Consider the following 17,286-nt stretch of genomic DNA (forward strand, 5'->3'; position numbering starts at 1 on the left):
TCTTTAGAGTACAAGTGTACGCTTAAATCTTTTTATCGAATTATTCGATATGGCAAACATACTTGATGTTTACGCCATGGAGATTACACTTCTGTGAAAATTTCCAACGTGTTACTGCTTTGAAACTCAAAACTGCTTCCCTATCCTTCAATGCCTCGGGTACACCCACATCCGCCGAGTTCGATGATGTTTACTTTTCAAACGACAATGGCTTGGCCGAATCAAAGTATGTATTCTTTGACCATAACTATTTGAATAGCAGATGGTTTTCCCATTCAAAAAATCATTTTTGCATTGCCGAAACGGGTTTTGGTACCGGCCTAAACTTTTTACTCACCTGGCAATGCTTCCGCGACTTTCTGCACCAAAAAAATAGCGATAACACACTTAAGCAGCTGCACTTTGTCACCACTGAAAAATTCCCGATAACAAAAGAAGAGTTGAAATTGGCCCTGGCGCAATGGCCAGAGCTAAAAGAATTTAGCGAACAGTTGTTAGTTCAATACCCGATACTCACTCCGGGCTGTCATCGCCTGGTATTTGAGCAGAACCAGATAATATTGGACCTCTGGCTTGGGGATATCGAGCAAACTCTGCCAACCATCATGACCTACCCCGATGGGCTTGTGGATGCCTGGTACCTGGATGGTTTTGCCCCAAGTAAAAACCCGGATATGTGGCAAGACACCCTGTTTGCCAATATGGCCAGACTCAGCAAACCGGGTTGTACTTTCGCGACATTTACCGCTGCAGGAATCGTGAAACGAGGTCTTCGAGATAACGGCTTTATAGTGAAAAAAGCCAAGGGCTTTGGCAAAAAGCGGGACATGTTAGTGGGCTATTTCTCGCCTGATGAGGCTCAGGCAAACAAAGCTGAAGAACTCGCGAAACAAAACTTAAACACAGATACGACACCCGGAATTTCTGAAAACACACCTTTCAATCGGCCACACGCCGGCCCCTATCAACGAACAGGCGTTGTGACCTCATCGGCAGATAAACAAACAGTCGCTGTTATCGGTGCGGGTCTTGCGGGTGCACAGGTGGCGCTAGCGCTACAAAACAGAGGTTATCAGGTTGAGGTTTATTGTGCTGAAGCAGCTCCGGCAGCAGGAGCTTCTGGCAATCATATCGGTGGTTTTTATCCTTCCCTAAATGCAGATTTTTCTCTTCAAAGCCAATTGTATTGCCACGCGTTTAGCTATGCGAAAAACCATTATCGCAATTTATTAGCACAAGGCGCTCAGTTTGGTCATCAATGGTGTGGTGTGTTTTTCCCGGGCTTTAGCGATGAGGTAAAAAAGCGTCAACAAAAACTTATTGAAAACCAGGTTTGGCCGGAAGATTTGGTGCACTATATCGATGCTCACCGGGCTGCCAAAACTTGTGGCCTTGCCATGCCTTATGATGGCTTATTCATGCCACATGGCGGCTGGGTTAATCCCAAGGAGCTTGTGGAAGCCCTTTTAAACAAAGCGATGAATGCGGGTGCTAAGTTAATTACCGAATACAAACTTAAAGCATTGCAGCAACGAGGCACTGGCTGGACAATGGACTGGCACGGTCGGGCACAAAGCCAGGCAGATATAGTTGTACTTGCTACCGGCGCAGGCACGTTGGAATTGCAGGTACACAGCGGCCTCTCACTGAATGATATACCTTTTACCTGCACTCGCGGCCAAGTTGAGCTCTTACCCGATACACCGCGAAGCGTAAAACCTAAAACAATGATCTGCCACAAAGGTTATTTCACTCCCTTTTATCAACAAAAACAGGCGATGGGAGCTACCTTTGACAAAGTCAATCGCCAAAGCCAGGTGACGGAAAGTGATACTGAGCAGAATTTTGCTACCATTGAAAAAGCATTGACAAACTGTGACTGGGTGCAAGATTTACCCGCTCCTGTTGAGAGCCGTGCGGCGCTGCGCTTGAGCTTGCCAGATCACAAACCGGTAATGGGGGCTGTTCCTCACTTTGACCAACAAAAGACACAATATGCCGAGCTGTACAAAGCTTGGCCTGCTTCTGAATATCCGTTGCCTGCAAATTATGAAAATCTATACCTGCTGGCAGGTTTGGGCTCGCACGGTTTGTGTACCAGTCCAATTCTGGCGGAAACCTTGGCGTGCCAGATAAGTGGCGAGCCATTGCCGCTCAATCAAGAATTACTGGCAAGTGTTAGCCCCAATCGATTTTTTATACGAGACCTGATAAGACGTAAGGTGTGATAAAAGCGGAAGTGAAGAGCTAGTCGCTCTCCACGAGAATATAATCAGGTGTTAGTGAAGCAACAATAAAGTGCGGAATAAAACCTTTGGTACTGGCCACTGTGACTTTATCGAAAACGTTAACGATACGAACGTTCACCTCTACGCCTCTGCCACTGCGATGCATGGTACCGGTGAGAACAAATTGCATCTCTCCTCTTGGACCACTGCGTTCAAAAAACAGATCCCCTTGCGGTGTTACCTGAATGGCATCCATGGCTTTAAAATCTACTATCGCCAGCCCATAGCTTTGCAACTCAGTAATGAAGCTCTCAGCCAAGCGGTTGCCAAGCACGGTTGGAGATTGTAGACCTTGGCTAAAATCCACAAAAGAGGCTATTCCAATACGTGAGTTAGGCGTAATATGTTTGGTTCTTTGCAACAGATTCATGGTCATCTGTTCAGCGTAATCGCTCAAGGCTTTATGAGTAAACGCCGGGCGAAAACTCTGTTTAGGTACAGGTAAAATAGCCGTAATCTGATGCTGAGGCGGTGGTGCTGCAGGCAGCATAGCCACCTCCAGGTCTGACTTGTTACGCTTGTTGCCTTGCGGTTCGTCGCTCATCTCCACCGACGCCGTTTCGCTGTATGGATTCTCGATGATCTCGCCATCGCTATTGGATGTAGCAAAAAATGTAGATTCACAGCCAGCCAAGCTTAACAGTATTGCTGCGGTGCCTACGCTTTTTAAGTTTATCTTCAGGTTCAACTTAATCATAGATTGCACCCTATTTACCCTGAATCAGGCCAATACCATCGGTACGTTCATCTTCAGAAGGCAACAATGCATCTACCACATAAAATGGCACCAACATTTGTGATGTGGCAACTACCGCTTTACTCTCCAGCCCAAGTATTCTGGCGTTCACCAAAAAGCCACCTTGGTGCTTGGTCATAGTACCTGTCAAAATGTATTGCATGGGTACCTTGTGTTTCAATTCTAAAAAGTCTCGACTCAGCAGAAAATCACCCGTTTCAGTCACGCGAATATAATCCGTAGCCTTAAAATCCAATACCGGGATACGAAATTTGTGCAGCTCGTGGATAAAGGATTCGGCAATCTGAAAGCCCAACAGATTCGTGTGGTTGAGATCACTGTCGGTGAGTGCGAAATGTGTCACTCCGACCGGGGTTTTATCGGTGACGTATTCCATATTGGAAATCAAATCCTGCGCCATATTTTGCACGTAATCGCCAATGTGTTTATTCAGCGCTTTGCCCTGATAAATGGCATTATCGTTCTGATACATGGGCTCCTGAGTGATGGCTCCAAAGCGGTCAACAACTGGCTTATCAGCGCCGTACATATTCACTGGCTCTGGTTCACCGGATGTTAATTGAGTTAATTGCGCACAGCCCGACAACGACGCCAGTGCTGCTGAAATTACCAGTAACTTTTTCATTTAATCTTCCTCACTCACCTGCAGAGCGGTATATTTTGCCACCGCGTGTGGTAATCTTTTCTGCCTGCCAAAATACATCATCTGGAATAAAGCGGGTGGCTGCCGCCACCACATCCTTGCTGTCTACATGAATAATCCGGGCGTTGGCAATCACGCCATTCTCAGCCTCCGTCAGAGTGCCAGACAGATAAAAATCGACTTCGCGATGATTCTTGTATAGTTCATCGACATTTCGGCTGAAAACTCGATCACTTTTTTCTTCAATGATCAAATTATTGGTGGCTTTGTAATCCTGGGCAATGTAACCGCGGCTGGCCAGTTCGCTCATCATGCCTTGCTCCAGCTGATGCCCTAACAAGCGCAATGGCCCTTGGGCATCGGAGTCAGTCTGCATCATTTCCACCGGAACAAAAGTAGCAACGGCAAAACGAAATTGCTCTTTGGGAAAATTACCGTAGCGAAATGTGCCAAATAGCTGATTGGCGAGTTGGGCGGTATGTAAGTCTATTTTTGTCTGATCCCCCGGCTCTGCTTTCCATACCTGAAGCTCTTCTGGCGGGCGAGATTTCGTCACGACACAAGCAGTCATAGTCACCAGCATAAGTGACAAACTTAACAGCCTTATGGTCAATTTTATTGTTTTCGCGTACTCCACGCTGGTCAAGGTATTGAAAATACTAAATCGTTCACTGTTCATGGTTGGCTACTCTCAGTTAACCGGTTGCTCAGATGCATCTTTGCAATCTGTTAAGCAAAAATAAGGCCAACAAATTTTTGACAGTGTGTCAGGTAACTTTATGTCGGGTCTGGAACTCTGGCTTCAGATAACGCTTTTCGTGCATAATTTGCTCCAACTCTGACACTACTTCGCCCAATTGCTGAAAAGAGTTATATAAGGGTGAGAAACCGAAACGCAGATAACAGGGCGCCCGAAAATCAGCAATGATGTCGGATTTTATCAGCGCCTGACATACACCCCAAGCGTGATCAAATTCGAAACTCAATTGACTGCCGCGCTCTTCAGCCGCTTGTGGAGATATACAGCGCAATTCGCGGCATGGCGCTGAAAGCGCTAGTAACTTTAAAAACACTTCCGTCATTTTCATGGATTTTTGACGGATTGCGCTAATTGAGGTTTTATCATAAACATCCAGTGCAGCATCCACTGCACTCATGGCAATGATGGCTGGCGTTCCCACTAACATTTGCTGAATACTGTCAGCAGGCTGATACTGCGGGCTAAATGTAAAACCATTACTGTGCCCCATCCAGCCGTATAAGGGTTGCTGCATTGCATGCTGGTGTCGCTTTGCTGCATATACAAAAGCAGGTGCTCCGGGGCCACCATTGAGATACTTATACGTGCAGCCAACAGCGAAGTCCACCTGCCAATTATCCAAGGCGACTGGCAACACTCCAGTACTGTGAGCTAGATCCACAATACACAAGGCACCTGCGTTATGTGCAGCAGCGCAAAGCTCCTCAATGTCTAACCTTCTACCAGTGCGGAAGTTTACCTCAGTTACCAAAACCGCCACCGTCTGCTCATCGATGGCTTGTGCTAACTCTGCTTCATTCACCAACTTTAGGTGACATTGTGATTCTCCCAATAATGCCTCTAATCCCTGCACCATATAGAGATCGGTGGGAAAATTGTCTTCTGTCGAGACAATCTTTGTTTTACCAGGTCGCAAGCGCAATGCTGAGGCAAGCACTTTGAACAAATTCACCGAAATAGAATCACAACAAACGGTTTGCCCCGGTGCCGCTCCAATTAAGCCGCCTATGCGATCTCCAACTTTCTGCGGTAAATCAATCCACTGATGTTTGTTCCAACTGGTAATGAGATCATGGCCCCACTGCTGACGTGTGACTTCTTGCACCCGCTGTGCCGCAATGCGGGGCATCATACCTAACGAATTCCCATCCAGATAAATCACACCATCAGGCTGATAAAACTCTTTTTTTAGCGAGTTAAGCGTGTCCTCGGCGTCCAGCGCCTTTAAATCAATACTTTTCATCATCATCTTAATCTAGTGATTTTAACGTGTCCTGGATCACCTGCCAGGCTTTGCTTTTGGGATAAATAAAATCGAAGTGGCCCGCTTCCTGTAATTCCAGCAGTTGCACCGCTTGCACCCCATCCACCTGACTTGCAGGTACAATGCCGTCTTGTTGACTGAAGATCAGCGTGGTGTTTGCTGGCATAGGCTGACTTTTAGGATTAGCCGCTCTATAGAGCGCTGGAGCTTCTGAGGGGAGATCCCCCATAAACATGGCAGTGGCCGATTGACAACTGTTCTCGCCAAGTGCATAAGCTTCCAGGTCCACAATAGCCGCAAGGCCCACTACGGCTTTAAAACGATGCCCGTTTTGGCCGGCCAATAGTGCTAAATGCCCGCCGGCGGAATGACCCATAATCACGGTTTCCGACAGAGTTATGCCTTGCTCATCCTGTAGATAGTTTATGGCTTGTTGAATATCAAAAAAGCTCTCGGGCCAGCCTCCTTCTTCATCCCCGGTGCGGCGATACTCCAAAGACCATACTCTGTAGCCCGTATCCGCCAGTGCGCTGGTGAAGGCTCTACTATGCGCAATATCGTAGGCACTTAACCAACAACCGCCGTGGATAAAAATAATATCGCCATTGTGAGACCCTGAGCCGGCTTTCCCGGTTTCGATAGTCCAGGCTTCAATAAATTGCAGCGCATCCTCTCCATAAAACAGTTTTTTGTCGGCTTGTCGAAACGGATACTCCAGTACGGTTTTGTAAGGTACCTGATCAACCGATTCATCAGCTTGAATATCAGAGTTTACAAAAAAGATAGGGAAAAAAAGCCCGATTAGTTTTAGATAAAAAGAGGATTTCATTGAATTTTGAACCATCGACGATGAAGATCTCAATAATCAATCAGGCGATGCAAAATTGCAAATTGTGACATCACTGGCACATCCGCGCCATTACGGGCGACAATACCAGTGATGAATTCAAACACTCAGGTATTTTTTATACTCTGCCAAAACATCATGGCCGAACCCAGCATAAACAGCCAAATACCGACAATAGCGAAATCACCAAACCAAGGTAAAAACAAGGTACTGCCAGTGAAAAAGCAAGCACTAGCGAGGGAATTTGTATTTATCATGCGATTAGCTTTCAATACTATCTCTCCAGTGTTATTTCCGGTTGAAAACCAAACCCTACCGCGATTCGATTCCAATTATTGATCTCCAATACGATGGTACTGAGTTCTACCAGTCCTTTTTCGCCAAAGACCAAAAGCGCCTCGTTAAAAATCTCATCCGTAACGGGTTTTGTACTTACCAAGGTCAATGCTTCTGTCCAGGCAAGAGCTGCACGCTCTTCATTGTTAAAACAATCTAACTCGCGCCAAGCTGGCAATACATCCAATTTCGCTTGCAACTCACCATCGGAGCGAGCCTCATCTGAATGCATTTTCTGACAATAGCCGCAGTGATTGAGTTGCGAAGCGCGCAACTTAACCAGGTGACGCAATCGCGCCGAAATAGCCACATCTTTGGGCAATTCACCGATGGCCGGAATATGGGTTAACAGACGCGGGCACAGTTCAAACAGCTTGATTGGGGAAATACGCGGATTCATTAATTGCTCTCCAGTTATTAACTGCCAGCAAGTATGAAAAAATGCCTCTTTCAGGTATTGGAAATTTGCGACAATTTAACAATCAGAAGACAATTTTCGCAGCCTGTATTGTTGCGGTGTTTCGAGAGTGTGTTTGTGAAAGGCGTTGGTAAAATGCGCCTGATCGTAGTATCCACAACTCAGGGCAACTTCACCGAGAGAGTCCTTCGTGTTAATTAAACGTTGCCGTGCCCTGCGAATTTGACTAAAACTCAACAATTGCAGAGGCGTAAAGCCCAGTCCATTTTTGCAACGTCGTTCCAATGTGCGTCGCGACACCCCCACTTGCGCTGCTAATTGCTCAGGCAGCAATAAGTTTGATGAAGTCAATTTGAGCAATGGCAAAAGCCTATTTTCCTGAACCTGATTTAGCGTCACTAATCTTTCAAGCCACGCTAAAACCGCCTTGGCTCCTTGCACTAAATCCATTTCAGCCAGGGAATCCAATAACACCATAAACTGGCTTTTCTGTGCGACATAGCTGTGCAAGAAATCGGATTCTGCGAGGTTTAATTGCAGATTGCTTTTGTCGCCGATATGCAGGCCCAGCAGAGCGCCAGCCGCTCCCGGATGCAAACGAACGCTAAGCAAGCCATATTCAGACGTCCAGCTTTGAGTCAGTACTTGTGCCTGATGTAAAAAAGTGGCACGCACATTTGTTGTACTTATCTCAAAACTGATACTGGCACCCGCATCGGGGTAAAATTTATCGGTGAATCGCTGAGCAGTAGAGCGTTTTTGTGGCGGCTTGAGCCAGAGACATTGCACCCATTGCTGAAGATGCTCTGGTGGTGGCAGCAACGTGATATCAGCGCGTGCAAAGTTCGCCGACGGAATAATATCTAATCCCTGCTGAATCAAATAAAAACACCAGTAATCAAGGGTAACGAAAGTTTACCCGCTAATGTTCAACTGGCAAACATAAAACTTGTTACTGAATGCAAGCTGCCCAAAACGCCTTAACTTGTTGCTGATCTGGCTCTTCCAACTCGCCATCTGCAAACGCCTTATCCAGACTGGCCAGCATTTGAGTATTGAGGGCTGCGGCGGTTTCTTCACCTTGCAACTGGCACTGGCTTACCACCAGCGAAAAATGGCCACTCAAATAACCTGCGATAAACAGTTCCTGATCGGTGCCGTGCTCTACTACCCCGTCAAACTTGTTCTGAATAGTGTCTACCAGTGCTTCGAAGGCCTGGTGAGGCTCTTGGTTTTGCTGGGTATCTTGATGTTGCAATGCTTTTCCTTTGATTTGTTAAACCGGCTCTGCCACCGGATATAAAACTTGATCGTGATAGCCAGTGATCACCGGAAGAAGACCTGCCAATTCGGCATTGAGCTGCTCATCCCCCGTATCCGCCAAAAGCGGTCGACCGTTTAGCGCCTGGAGCTTAGATTTGGTGGCCACCAGAATGATATTTTCTCGCCCGACGGCGCGAATAACTGCGGGGCTGAGCTGTTGATTGCCACGACCAAATATATGGCCCTGACCGCCAATCAAGGTGATCACCAGCTTGCATTCTTTCTCGGAGATCATGTTTAGCAATTCAGTGGCATTGAGATCTGCAGCCAATAGTTCCTGATGCTGGATCACATCCACCCCCAACAGCGTATTGTCCAGCCCCATTTCTTCCATGACAGCAGCAACAGTAGTGCCAGAGCCCATGATAAAGAGTTCATCGTCCATCATTTCAATCACGTGGGCGGCAATATCGGCCAGCACTAACTCTTCCACTTCTTTGCCGCCATTTTTCACCGCCTGCACATAATGCAGCTCAGCGGGAATACGCATGGCACCATATTGTCGCGCCCGCACTTTCCCCTCACGAAAAGCCACTTCATCAATGTCCATTACTTGTGCATCGTCGAGACTGACAATTTCACCGCGCAACAAATTTTCTACAACCCGGCCCGCTGCTTTAGGCGTGATGGCATAAACTCCAGAATGTATCTTAACACCAGCCGGGATGCCCAGTGCCGGCAGTATTTCGGGGATCACTGAGCAAACATTGCGGGCCGTACCATCACCGCCAGCAAACAACAATAAATCTACGTCCTGTTCCACCAATGCTTTTACCGTATTTTCGGTATCTTCCGCTTCGGTTTGAGTGCTGTGGGGTTGATATACAATGTGAGTTTCAAATCCTAAGGCTTTACAAACATCTTCGCCCATCTCGCCTGAGGCAGTGTACACCTGGACGATTTCTTTTAAATGTGCAAACACTTCCAGCGCGGTTTGAGTGCGTAAATTAGCCTTTTTCTCAGCGCCAGCGGCCAACGCTTTGCTGCGAATATCCGCACCATCACTCCCCTTTAACGCCATAGCGCCGCCTATCCCGGCATATGGGTTGATGACCAGCCCCAGGCGAAACTTTCGGGTGGCATGGTATTTAACAGGTAAATCGGATTTTAACGACAGATCAGACTGCGACATCGAAACGCGGCTCCGGTTGGAAATCAGCAAGGCTGAGAGTTGGTGTATGGTAAAATTTATGCAAAGCATCCACCAACATTTGTGCCCGCGTTGGCAAGCCCTGCTCCAGATATGCGGCGACTTGCTGTAAGACCTTATCCTGAAAGGCAAATCGGTCTACCGGGGCACCATCCAGGTTATCGGTACTCACCCGAAACTGTAAACCACAGGCCACCGCGAAACACCATTCAATCGCTTGCGGTTTCACTTCTACCTTTTCAAACTCGGCTTGCTGCTGTTCATTTCTGCCATCGGGGCAATACCAATAACCGTAATCCACCTGTTTTCGGCGCGCTTCTCCGGCAATACACCAGTGAGCTATCTCATGCAAAGCGCTGCTGAAAAAACCATGGGCGAATTCAATACGGTGGTAATGGCAGTCTCCATCGGCTGGCAGGTACACAGGTTCACCCTCGCCTTTTACCAGGCGGGTATTAAAGTCCTCAAAACAAGTGTTAAACACCTGAATAAGATCCTGGTATTGATGCCTGTTGGCCATGCCGAGTTGCAACCTGTGTTGTTGGAAAGGCGCGCATTTTAGCCGCTTGGTTGCGGCAATTCAATTTATGACCCAATACAAGGATTTGCTAAAGGATGGTTGACAGACTGGTAGTACCAGTTACACAATCCCTTTCAGTCCTCATAAACTGACGAATTAGACTATGCTACTTACCGATATTATCAACCAGCGCCGCAGTATCCGCTCCTTTAGCGAAAAGGAAGTCAGTGATGAGGTGCTCAACGAACTGCTTAATCTGGCGCTGGAGTCCCCCAGTAGCTCTAATTCTCAGCCCTATAAAATTGCTATTGCGAAAGGCGCAACGGCTAAAGCCATCGCCGGGGATCTGCAAGATAAATTCTGGCGCAGCAATGCCATTAACAAACAGCCTTTGCCGAAAAAGCTGTTTTCAGCTCTCACCAGCGATGCCATGCCCGACAGTGATTTTAAACCTATCCTGGGAAAATACCCCGGCGAGTTTCAAAAGCGTCGGGTGGAAACCGGTATGGGACTGTATAAGGTGTTAGGCATCAAGCGAGAAGATAAAAAGGCCCGCGATGAGCACATGGCGAAAAACTTCTCATTTTTTGATGCACCAGTGGCGCTATTCTTTTTCGTGGACCCACGTATGAAACACACAGCATTGGTGGATGCCGGAATATTCATGCAAACCCTGATGCTGGCGGCAACAGATAAAGGGTTAGGCACCTGTGCACAAGGCGCACTAGGCATCTGGCGTTCACCGCTGGATAAGCACTTTGCGATTCCCAAAGAATACAAGCTGGTATGCGGTATGGCATTGGGTTACCCCGATGACAACGAAGTAAACCAGTATCGTCCTGAAAAGCTCAGCCTTTCGGATCTTGTAATTCCGGGTAAGTGACACTATTTACTGATGAACGATAGCAAAAAAGTGGCTTAAGTCCCGCATGAGTGAACACATCGATAACATTGTGGCCTATTTGCGTAGCTCCGCAGAACTCTACGAACAGGTACAACAAGACGGTTTGAACGAACAATTGATTGCCCTGCGAAAATGGCAATGCGAACGCTTGCTAACCAGTCATGCCGAGATGTGCGAAGTGCCTAAGTATCAGATTGCCATTCAGTTTTTTGTGGATGAGCTTTATGGCCCCAAGGATTTTAGCCAGCGAGACAAAGACATCGAAAAAGTTGTGCCTAAAATGAAAAAGTGGCTACCGGATGAGGCGTTGGAATCACTCGCCGTTGCCATTCATCTCAATGCCCTATCGCAAGAGCTAGATGTCGCCATGCTACAACAATTGCAGGGGGCGGTGCTCACTCGTGATAGTTATGCAGCAGCTTATCGGGCTTGCGATAATCAAACCCAGCGCGCGCTGCAAATCGACTACATCGAGCAATTGGGCCTGGATCTGGCGCAGGTGGTGCGCTTGCCCGGTATCGGATTTGTTTTGAAGATGGCGCGCACACCAGCACAGCTGGCGGGCGTTGGTACCTTACAAGAGTTTCTGGAAGATGGTTTCAGTGCCTTTAAACAACTGGGTGATGTACAAGAATTTATCGTCCCCGTGGTGAGCAAGGAACGAGAAATCATGCAGCAGTTGTTTAGCGGCGAAAATCCACTGCCTGACATAACCCGATAACGGCGCTGATTTGCTGCATTATTGTTAACAGAATTTTAGTACAGCGTTAAAAATAACCAGCGGACGCTGTAAAGCCCATTATTTGGTGCAAAAAAGGTGAGGATGGCTAAAATTTCTGCTACATTCCGCGCCTTATTCGCAACGAATTTACAATCATATTTCATCCCCTAATACTGCGCTTAAAATGATTTGCAGTATCGCTATTTCGGGATGACACATTGAGTCACTTTGGAGACACTCATGGAACAGAATTACGGTTTTTTCACTCGCCTTTCAATGGCCTTTAAAATGATTTTCAGTGGTGCTTACACCCAGTCACTGTTAAACCCGGTCGCAGCAGAACCTGAAGCTCCCACAGTTGAAATCAAAGAAAGCAATCAAGATAGCGCTTTGCAAATGCTGGCCCTGCTACAAAAAGAAGGTCGCTTAATCGACTTTATCAATGAAGACGTGACCCCATTTTCCGACGAACAAGTAGCAGCCGCTGCGCGTGTAGTGCACCAGGGCGTGAAAAAAGCCCTAAGTGAGCACGTGACTTTCACGCCGGTAAGTCACGTGGCCGAAGGCGAACCACTGACTTTACAAGCAGATTACAAGCGCAGTGAATTTCAGCTAATTGGCAATGTTGCCGGACAACCGCCGTTTAATGGTACAGTGATCCACAAAGGCTGGAAGGTCAGCGAAATGACATTGCCTGCCGTTGTAGAAGGCACCGATCTAAATATCGTGGCCGCTGCTGAGGTGGAACTATGAGCGAAGCCCAATATAGCGTTGGTATCGATTTAGGTACCACTCACTGTGTACTGTCCTACACCAGGTTAAATGACGAGCAGGCTAAACCAGAAATCCTGGCCATCCCACAACTGGTGGCTGCGGGCCAGGTGGAAGGCAGACACGCCCTGCCCTCGTTTGTATTTTTACCCAATCAGGCTCAATTTGATGCACAGCAGTTAAGCTTGCCATGGCAACAAGACTATCCTCTTGCTGGTCAATTCGCCCGTGAGCTGGGACAAAAAACCCCGGACAGACTGGTGAGCAGCGCTAAAAGCTGGTTATGCCACAGTCAAATCGACCGCCGCAGTGGTATTTTGCCCATCGAAGCACCTGAAGATATCGAAAAAATCTCGCCATTTACGGCCTCTAAGATCTATTTACAGCATTTACACAGTGCTTGGGCGCAGCAGTTCCCGGATGCCCCGCTGAATGAGCAGCAACTGGTGATCACCGTTCCTGCTTCGTTTGATCCAGCAGCTCGCGAGTTAACCATGAACGCCGCCGCTGAAGCCGGTCTTAGCCACGCCGTATTACTGGAAGAGCCACAAGCCGCGCTTTATAGCTGGATTGCAGAGGCAGGTGATGACTGGCGAGAACAAGTGTCAGTAGGTGACGTAATCCTTGTGGTAGACATTGGTGGTGGTACTACCGATTTATCGCTAATGGCAGTCAGTGAAGAAGACGGTGCCTTGCAGCTAACCCGTGTTGCTGTTGGCGATCATATATTATTAGGTGGTGACAACATGGACCTGACATTGGCCCATGTAGTAGCACAAAAATTAGCTCAACAAGGCAACCGCCTGCAGCCATGGCAAATCTCTGGTCTGGCACATGCGTGTCGTAGTGCTAAAGAAACCCTGTTGAGTGACAACGATACCCACACAGTGCCACTGGTGGTGCCCAGCCGCGGCTCCAGCTTGATGGGCGGCAGCTTGCGAGCTGAATTAACACGCGATGAAGTACAGCAAGTATTAATCGATGGCTTCTTCCCTCATGTTGATGCCCATGCCCAACCCCAACGTCGTGGGCGTGCCGCGCTGTCTACCGTGAGCTTGCCTTACGAACAAGATGCGGCTATTACGCGACACCTCGCTGCGTTTTTACAAAAGCAAAAACACGCAGGTGAGCACCTGGCGGGATTTGGTGCTGAGCAACAGAATTTTATGCACCCCACGGCAATTTTGTTTAATGGTGGCGTAGCAAAAGCAGACAACATCGTTGGCCGTATCACCGAAGTGGTCAACAGCTGGCTGGCAAGCGATACTGATGGGCAACTCAAAGTACTGCGCGGCATAGATGTGGATCAAGCCGTAGCCCAAGGAGCCAGTTATTACGGCCAGGTGCGCCTAGGTGAAGGCGTGCGCATTCGCGGTGGCACGGCGGCAGCATTTTACGTGGGCATTGAATCAGCCATGCCCGCCATCCCGGGTATGCCGCCTCCGATGGAAGCCTATTGTTTGGCCCCCTTTGGCATGGAAGAAGGTACCGAAGCCGATTTACCCTCGCAGACATTCTCTTTAATTGTGGGCGAGCCAGTGCGTTTTAGCTTCTATGAATCTAAAACCCGCCGAGAAGACATTCCCGGTACCCGTCTGGATTTCTGGAGCGACGAAGAGCTGAGTGAACTACCAGAAATAGAAGTAACGCTGCATTCTGAGCGTTACAAAGCAGGTGAAACCGTGGCGGTACAATTGCTTGCCTCCATTAATGAATTGGGCACCCTGCAATTAACGGCAATGGATGTAAACAGTGATAACCACTGGCAAGTGAGTTTCGAAACCCGAAACTAAAGCCAAGTGTATGTGCCGTGGTCAATACCTGCGGCACTTAACTCTCTATATCCCGTTTTCGACATCTTGCTAATGTGACTTCATGACTATGCAAAAAGAGTACGTAATTGGTATCGATCTGGGCACAACCAATATAGTAGTGAGTTACTGCTCGCTTACCCCAAAAGACTCAGATATAAAGCTATTTCACATTCCTCAACTGGTTGCAGCGGGACAAATCGAAGCCCTGCCCATGCTGCCAGCACTGCGCTATCACTACGATCAGGAACTTACTGATGAAGCAGTAAAACTTCCCTGGGGCAGTGATGACATTTCTAGCCAGCTTCCCAATGCCGTGATTGGGCGTTTCGCCCAAGATTTAGGGAATAAGAACCCAACGAGGTTGGTGAGCAGTGCCAAAAGCTGGTTGGGCTATCGCGGTGAGTCTAACGCTGAAATTCACTTGCCTGAAAAAGCCCCCGAAGGCACCGATACCTGTACACCACTTGAGGCCACTTCCAGCTATCTGGCGCACATTGTCGCCGCCTGGAATCATCATCACCCCAAAGCGCCAATGCAGCAGCAGTCGGTGGTGATCACGGTACCGGCGTCATTCGACGATATCGCCAGAGCCCTCACCATTGAAGCCATCAAACGGGTGGGCTTTAAACATTTTACCTTATTGGAAGAACCCCAGGCTGCCTGCTATTACTGGGTAGCTGAGCATGACACCGACACCCTAAAAGGCCACAAACACCTTATGGTGTGTGATGTTGGTGGCGGTACTACGGATTTTACCCTAATCAAGATTGGTAAATTCTCGGAAAACAGTAGCGTGCCAGAATTAGAGCGCATTGCCGTAGGCGATCACCTGATGTTGGGTGGTGACAATATGGATCTCACTTTGGCGGTAAGAGTGCTGCAAAAGCTGGAAGTAGAACCAACACAGCGCAATATGAGCCAACTGCTGGTGCAATGCCAAAGGGCCAAAGAGGCTTTGTTAAGTGAAGATGCGCCTGAAGAGATGCGCATTCAATTGCAAACCGGAGGCAGCAGCCTTTTTAGTGGCGTAAAAGAAACGCGACTTACTCAAAAAGAAGTTCAGCAAGCCTTATTAGACGGCTTCTTCCCACTTGTGGCGTCCAACAGTTATCCGAAAACTCGCAAACGCTCTCTCACCGATTTAACCCTGCCCTATCCGGCAGATGCGGCGATATCTCGTCATATCGCCAGCTTTTTAAATAACGAACAATCGGCGTTAAATCCTGAGCAAGCGGAAACTGATAAGCAGTTTGTAGTGCCAGATGTCTGGCTGTTAAACGGCGGTCCCTTTTTAAGTACGCAGATTCAGTCTCGACTGCAATCTCTGGTGGAACAATGGAGCGCGGATTCTGCAATCAGCTGGCTCACCAACCCTGAACCCCAAACAGCCGTGGCTAAGGGCGCTACCCTGTATGGTCGCGCTAAAGAGCAAAATCAGCAGCTGATAAAAAGCGCCGTGGTGCGCCACTATTTTCTCAAAGCCGTCAGTGAACAAGGCGATCAGGCAATCTGTGTACTACCAAAACACAGTGAACTAAATACCGTGCAGCAGTTGCAGCAAGTATTTACCTTACGCAAAGGCCAAAAAGTGCAATTCGACATTGCCCACAGCCTCGCCGAACAATCCTACAACTTGGGTGAGACCCTGGCCTGGCATGAAGGATTACACCAACTCCCCGGACTGGTTACCCAAATCGAAGGGGAAAATGAAGTACAGGTGCAAATTGAATCCAGCTTGGACGAGCTCGGTGTGCTAAGTGTGGTACTTAAAGAACTCAACAGCGAAACCCGCCACGAACTGGCTTTTAATCTGCGTACCGAGCAGGAAACTGATTTCAATACGCTGCACAACAATATCGAAAAAGCCTTTGAGGCGGTTAACAGCTGGTTTGGTCCGGCGGGTAAAAAGCCAGCCAAAGAGCCGCTACGCAAAACCCTGGAAAAACTGCTAGGTAAGCGAGAAAGCTGGAGTGGTGCTGATGCCCGCTTTATTTTCGATCATTTAATGTCTTTGGCCAGCAGGCGCCGTCGTAGCGAAACCCACGAGCGCACTTGGTTCAACATTGCGGGCTTTTGTCTGCGCCCGGGCATTGGTTTTGCCGGTGATACACAACGCATCGATTCGGTGTGGTCTTTGTACAGTCAGGGCATTCAGTTTGTGCAATCGGCGGAGATCTGGGCACAGTGGTGGGCCTTCTGGCGCCGTGCAGCGGCAGGCTTAAGCCAGGAACAGCAGCTTGTACTCTACACAGACGCTAACCACGTACTAACTGCCAACAAACGCAAAAAAGGCGGTAAAGTAAAAGTCACCGCCGCCATTGAAGAAAAGATCCGCCTCATCGGCAGCTTGGAACGCTTGCCTGTGGATATTAAAAAATCCGTGCTGAACAATATTAGTAATCAGCTAAGCGATAAAAAAGTGAATAAAGACATGGCCTGGTGTGCTGCGCGTATCATCAATCGCACCATGGTTTATGCCGCCCAAGAGCTGGTGCTGCCTGCCGAAGAGGTTACGCTACTCATTGACAGTGCTTTGGCGCTCGATTGGAAACAAAACCCTAACCTGGCACTGTTAGCCGTATCCGGCGCCAAACGATGTGGTGACGAGTACGCCGTTGCAGATCAATTGCGAGAGGCAGTAGCAGATAAACTCTCAGGACAGGCCACTTTACTGGCCTCTCTCAATGGTGAAAAAAGCGCATTACAGGATAAACAGCTCTGGGGGGATGAATTACCCACAGGGTTGGTGTTATAGGTTTAAGAAAATCGC

The 17,286-nt window shown here is 48.2% G+C and carries 17 protein-coding genes; 6 read left to right on the plus strand and 11 right to left on the minus strand.

The genetic code is table 11. The annotated features are described in order from the left end of the window. Window positions 1-119 precede the first annotated feature (119 nt). A complete protein-coding gene (gene mnmC, locus AABA75_RS14980) occupies window positions 120-2,228 on the plus strand; it encodes a bifunctional tRNA (5-methylaminomethyl-2-thiouridine)(34)-methyltransferase MnmD/FAD-dependent 5-carboxymethylaminomethyl-2-thiouridine(34) oxidoreductase MnmC (protein ID WP_338293440.1) in 2,109 nt (702 codons plus the stop codon). 19 nt (window positions 2,229-2,247) lie between these two features. On the opposite strand, the gene AABA75_RS14985 is transcribed toward mnmC, so the two are convergent. The 11 genes from AABA75_RS14985 to AABA75_RS15035 form a co-directional block, all read right to left on the minus strand. Further along, the gene (locus AABA75_RS14985) at window positions 2,248-2,985 is read right to left on the minus strand and encodes a FlgO family outer membrane protein (RefSeq protein WP_338293442.1); all 738 of its coding nucleotides are present in this window, start codon (window positions 2,983-2,985) and stop codon (window positions 2,248-2,250) included. Window positions 2,986-2,995: 10 nt separating this feature from the next. After that, complete coding sequence (locus AABA75_RS14990) at window positions 2,996-3,670, minus strand: FlgO family outer membrane protein (protein WP_338293443.1); 675 nt, start codon at window positions 3,668-3,670, stop codon at window positions 2,996-2,998. A gap of 10 nt (window positions 3,671-3,680) precedes the next feature. Then, the gene (locus AABA75_RS14995) at window positions 3,681-4,367 is read right to left on the minus strand and encodes a FlgO family outer membrane protein (protein ID WP_338293444.1); all 687 of its coding nucleotides are present in this window, start codon (window positions 4,365-4,367) and stop codon (window positions 3,681-3,683) included. 88 nt (window positions 4,368-4,455) lie between these two features. Then, window positions 4,456-5,691, minus strand: coding sequence for a kynureninase (gene kynU, locus AABA75_RS15000; protein WP_425325604.1), 1,236 nt, complete (start codon window positions 5,689-5,691; stop codon window positions 4,456-4,458). 7 nt (window positions 5,692-5,698) lie between these two features. After that, complete coding sequence (locus tag AABA75_RS15005) at window positions 5,699-6,541, minus strand: alpha/beta hydrolase (protein ID WP_338293447.1); 843 nt, start codon at window positions 6,539-6,541, stop codon at window positions 5,699-5,701. Window positions 6,542-6,666: 125 nt separating this feature from the next. Beyond that, entirely contained in the window at window positions 6,667-6,816 is a 150-nt protein-coding gene (locus tag AABA75_RS15010) for a YrhK family protein (RefSeq protein ID WP_338293448.1), read from the minus strand. A 17-nt stretch (window positions 6,817-6,833) separates the two neighbouring features. Next, window positions 6,834-7,295, minus strand: a complete 462-nt coding sequence (locus tag AABA75_RS15015) for a carboxymuconolactone decarboxylase family protein (RefSeq protein WP_338293449.1) — start codon at window positions 7,293-7,295, stop codon at window positions 6,834-6,836. Window positions 7,296-7,370: 75 nt separating this feature from the next. Beyond that, a complete protein-coding gene (locus tag AABA75_RS15020; RefSeq protein WP_338293450.1) occupies window positions 7,371-8,195 on the minus strand; it encodes a helix-turn-helix domain-containing protein in 825 nt (274 codons plus the stop codon). A 70-nt stretch (window positions 8,196-8,265) separates the two neighbouring features. After that, the gene (locus AABA75_RS15025; protein WP_338293452.1) at window positions 8,266-8,571 is read right to left on the minus strand and encodes a YfcL family protein; all 306 of its coding nucleotides are present in this window, start codon (window positions 8,569-8,571) and stop codon (window positions 8,266-8,268) included. An 18-nt stretch (window positions 8,572-8,589) separates the two neighbouring features. Next, the gene (locus AABA75_RS15030) at window positions 8,590-9,768 is read right to left on the minus strand and encodes an ATP-NAD kinase family protein (RefSeq protein ID WP_338293453.1); all 1,179 of its coding nucleotides are present in this window, start codon (window positions 9,766-9,768) and stop codon (window positions 8,590-8,592) included. Next, window positions 9,755-10,306, minus strand: coding sequence for an elongation factor P hydroxylase (locus AABA75_RS15035; protein ID WP_338293454.1), 552 nt, complete (start codon window positions 10,304-10,306; stop codon window positions 9,755-9,757). The genes AABA75_RS15030 and AABA75_RS15035 overlap by 14 nt, the downstream gene beginning before the upstream one ends. Before the next feature lie 163 nt (window positions 10,307-10,469). Between AABA75_RS15035 and AABA75_RS15040 the strand changes: the two genes are divergently transcribed. From AABA75_RS15040 to AABA75_RS15060, 5 genes are all read left to right on the plus strand, one after another. Next, complete coding sequence (locus tag AABA75_RS15040; RefSeq protein ID WP_338293456.1) at window positions 10,470-11,189, plus strand: nitroreductase; 720 nt, start codon at window positions 10,470-10,472, stop codon at window positions 11,187-11,189. Window positions 11,190-11,235: 46 nt separating this feature from the next. Continuing rightward, window positions 11,236-11,931 (plus strand): FFLEELY motif protein, encoded by a 696-nt coding sequence (locus AABA75_RS15045; RefSeq protein WP_338293457.1) that lies wholly within the window; start codon window positions 11,236-11,238, stop codon window positions 11,929-11,931. Window positions 11,932-12,171: 240 nt separating this feature from the next. Beyond that, window positions 12,172-12,684, plus strand: coding sequence for a DUF2760 domain-containing protein (locus AABA75_RS15050; RefSeq protein WP_338293458.1), 513 nt, complete (start codon window positions 12,172-12,174; stop codon window positions 12,682-12,684). Beyond that, entirely contained in the window at window positions 12,681-14,495 is a 1,815-nt protein-coding gene (locus AABA75_RS15055; protein ID WP_338293459.1) for an Hsp70 family protein, read from the plus strand. The genes AABA75_RS15050 and AABA75_RS15055 overlap by 4 nt, the downstream gene beginning before the upstream one ends. A gap of 82 nt (window positions 14,496-14,577) precedes the next feature. Then, window positions 14,578-17,271, plus strand: a complete 2,694-nt coding sequence (locus AABA75_RS15060; protein ID WP_338293460.1) for a hsp70 family protein — start codon at window positions 14,578-14,580, stop codon at window positions 17,269-17,271. The last annotated feature ends 15 nt before the right edge of the window (window positions 17,272-17,286 follow it).

The organism is Planctobacterium marinum (assembly GCF_036322805.1).
In the GTDB taxonomy this organism is placed as follows: domain Bacteria; phylum Pseudomonadota; class Gammaproteobacteria; order Enterobacterales; family Alteromonadaceae; genus Planctobacterium; species Planctobacterium marinum_A.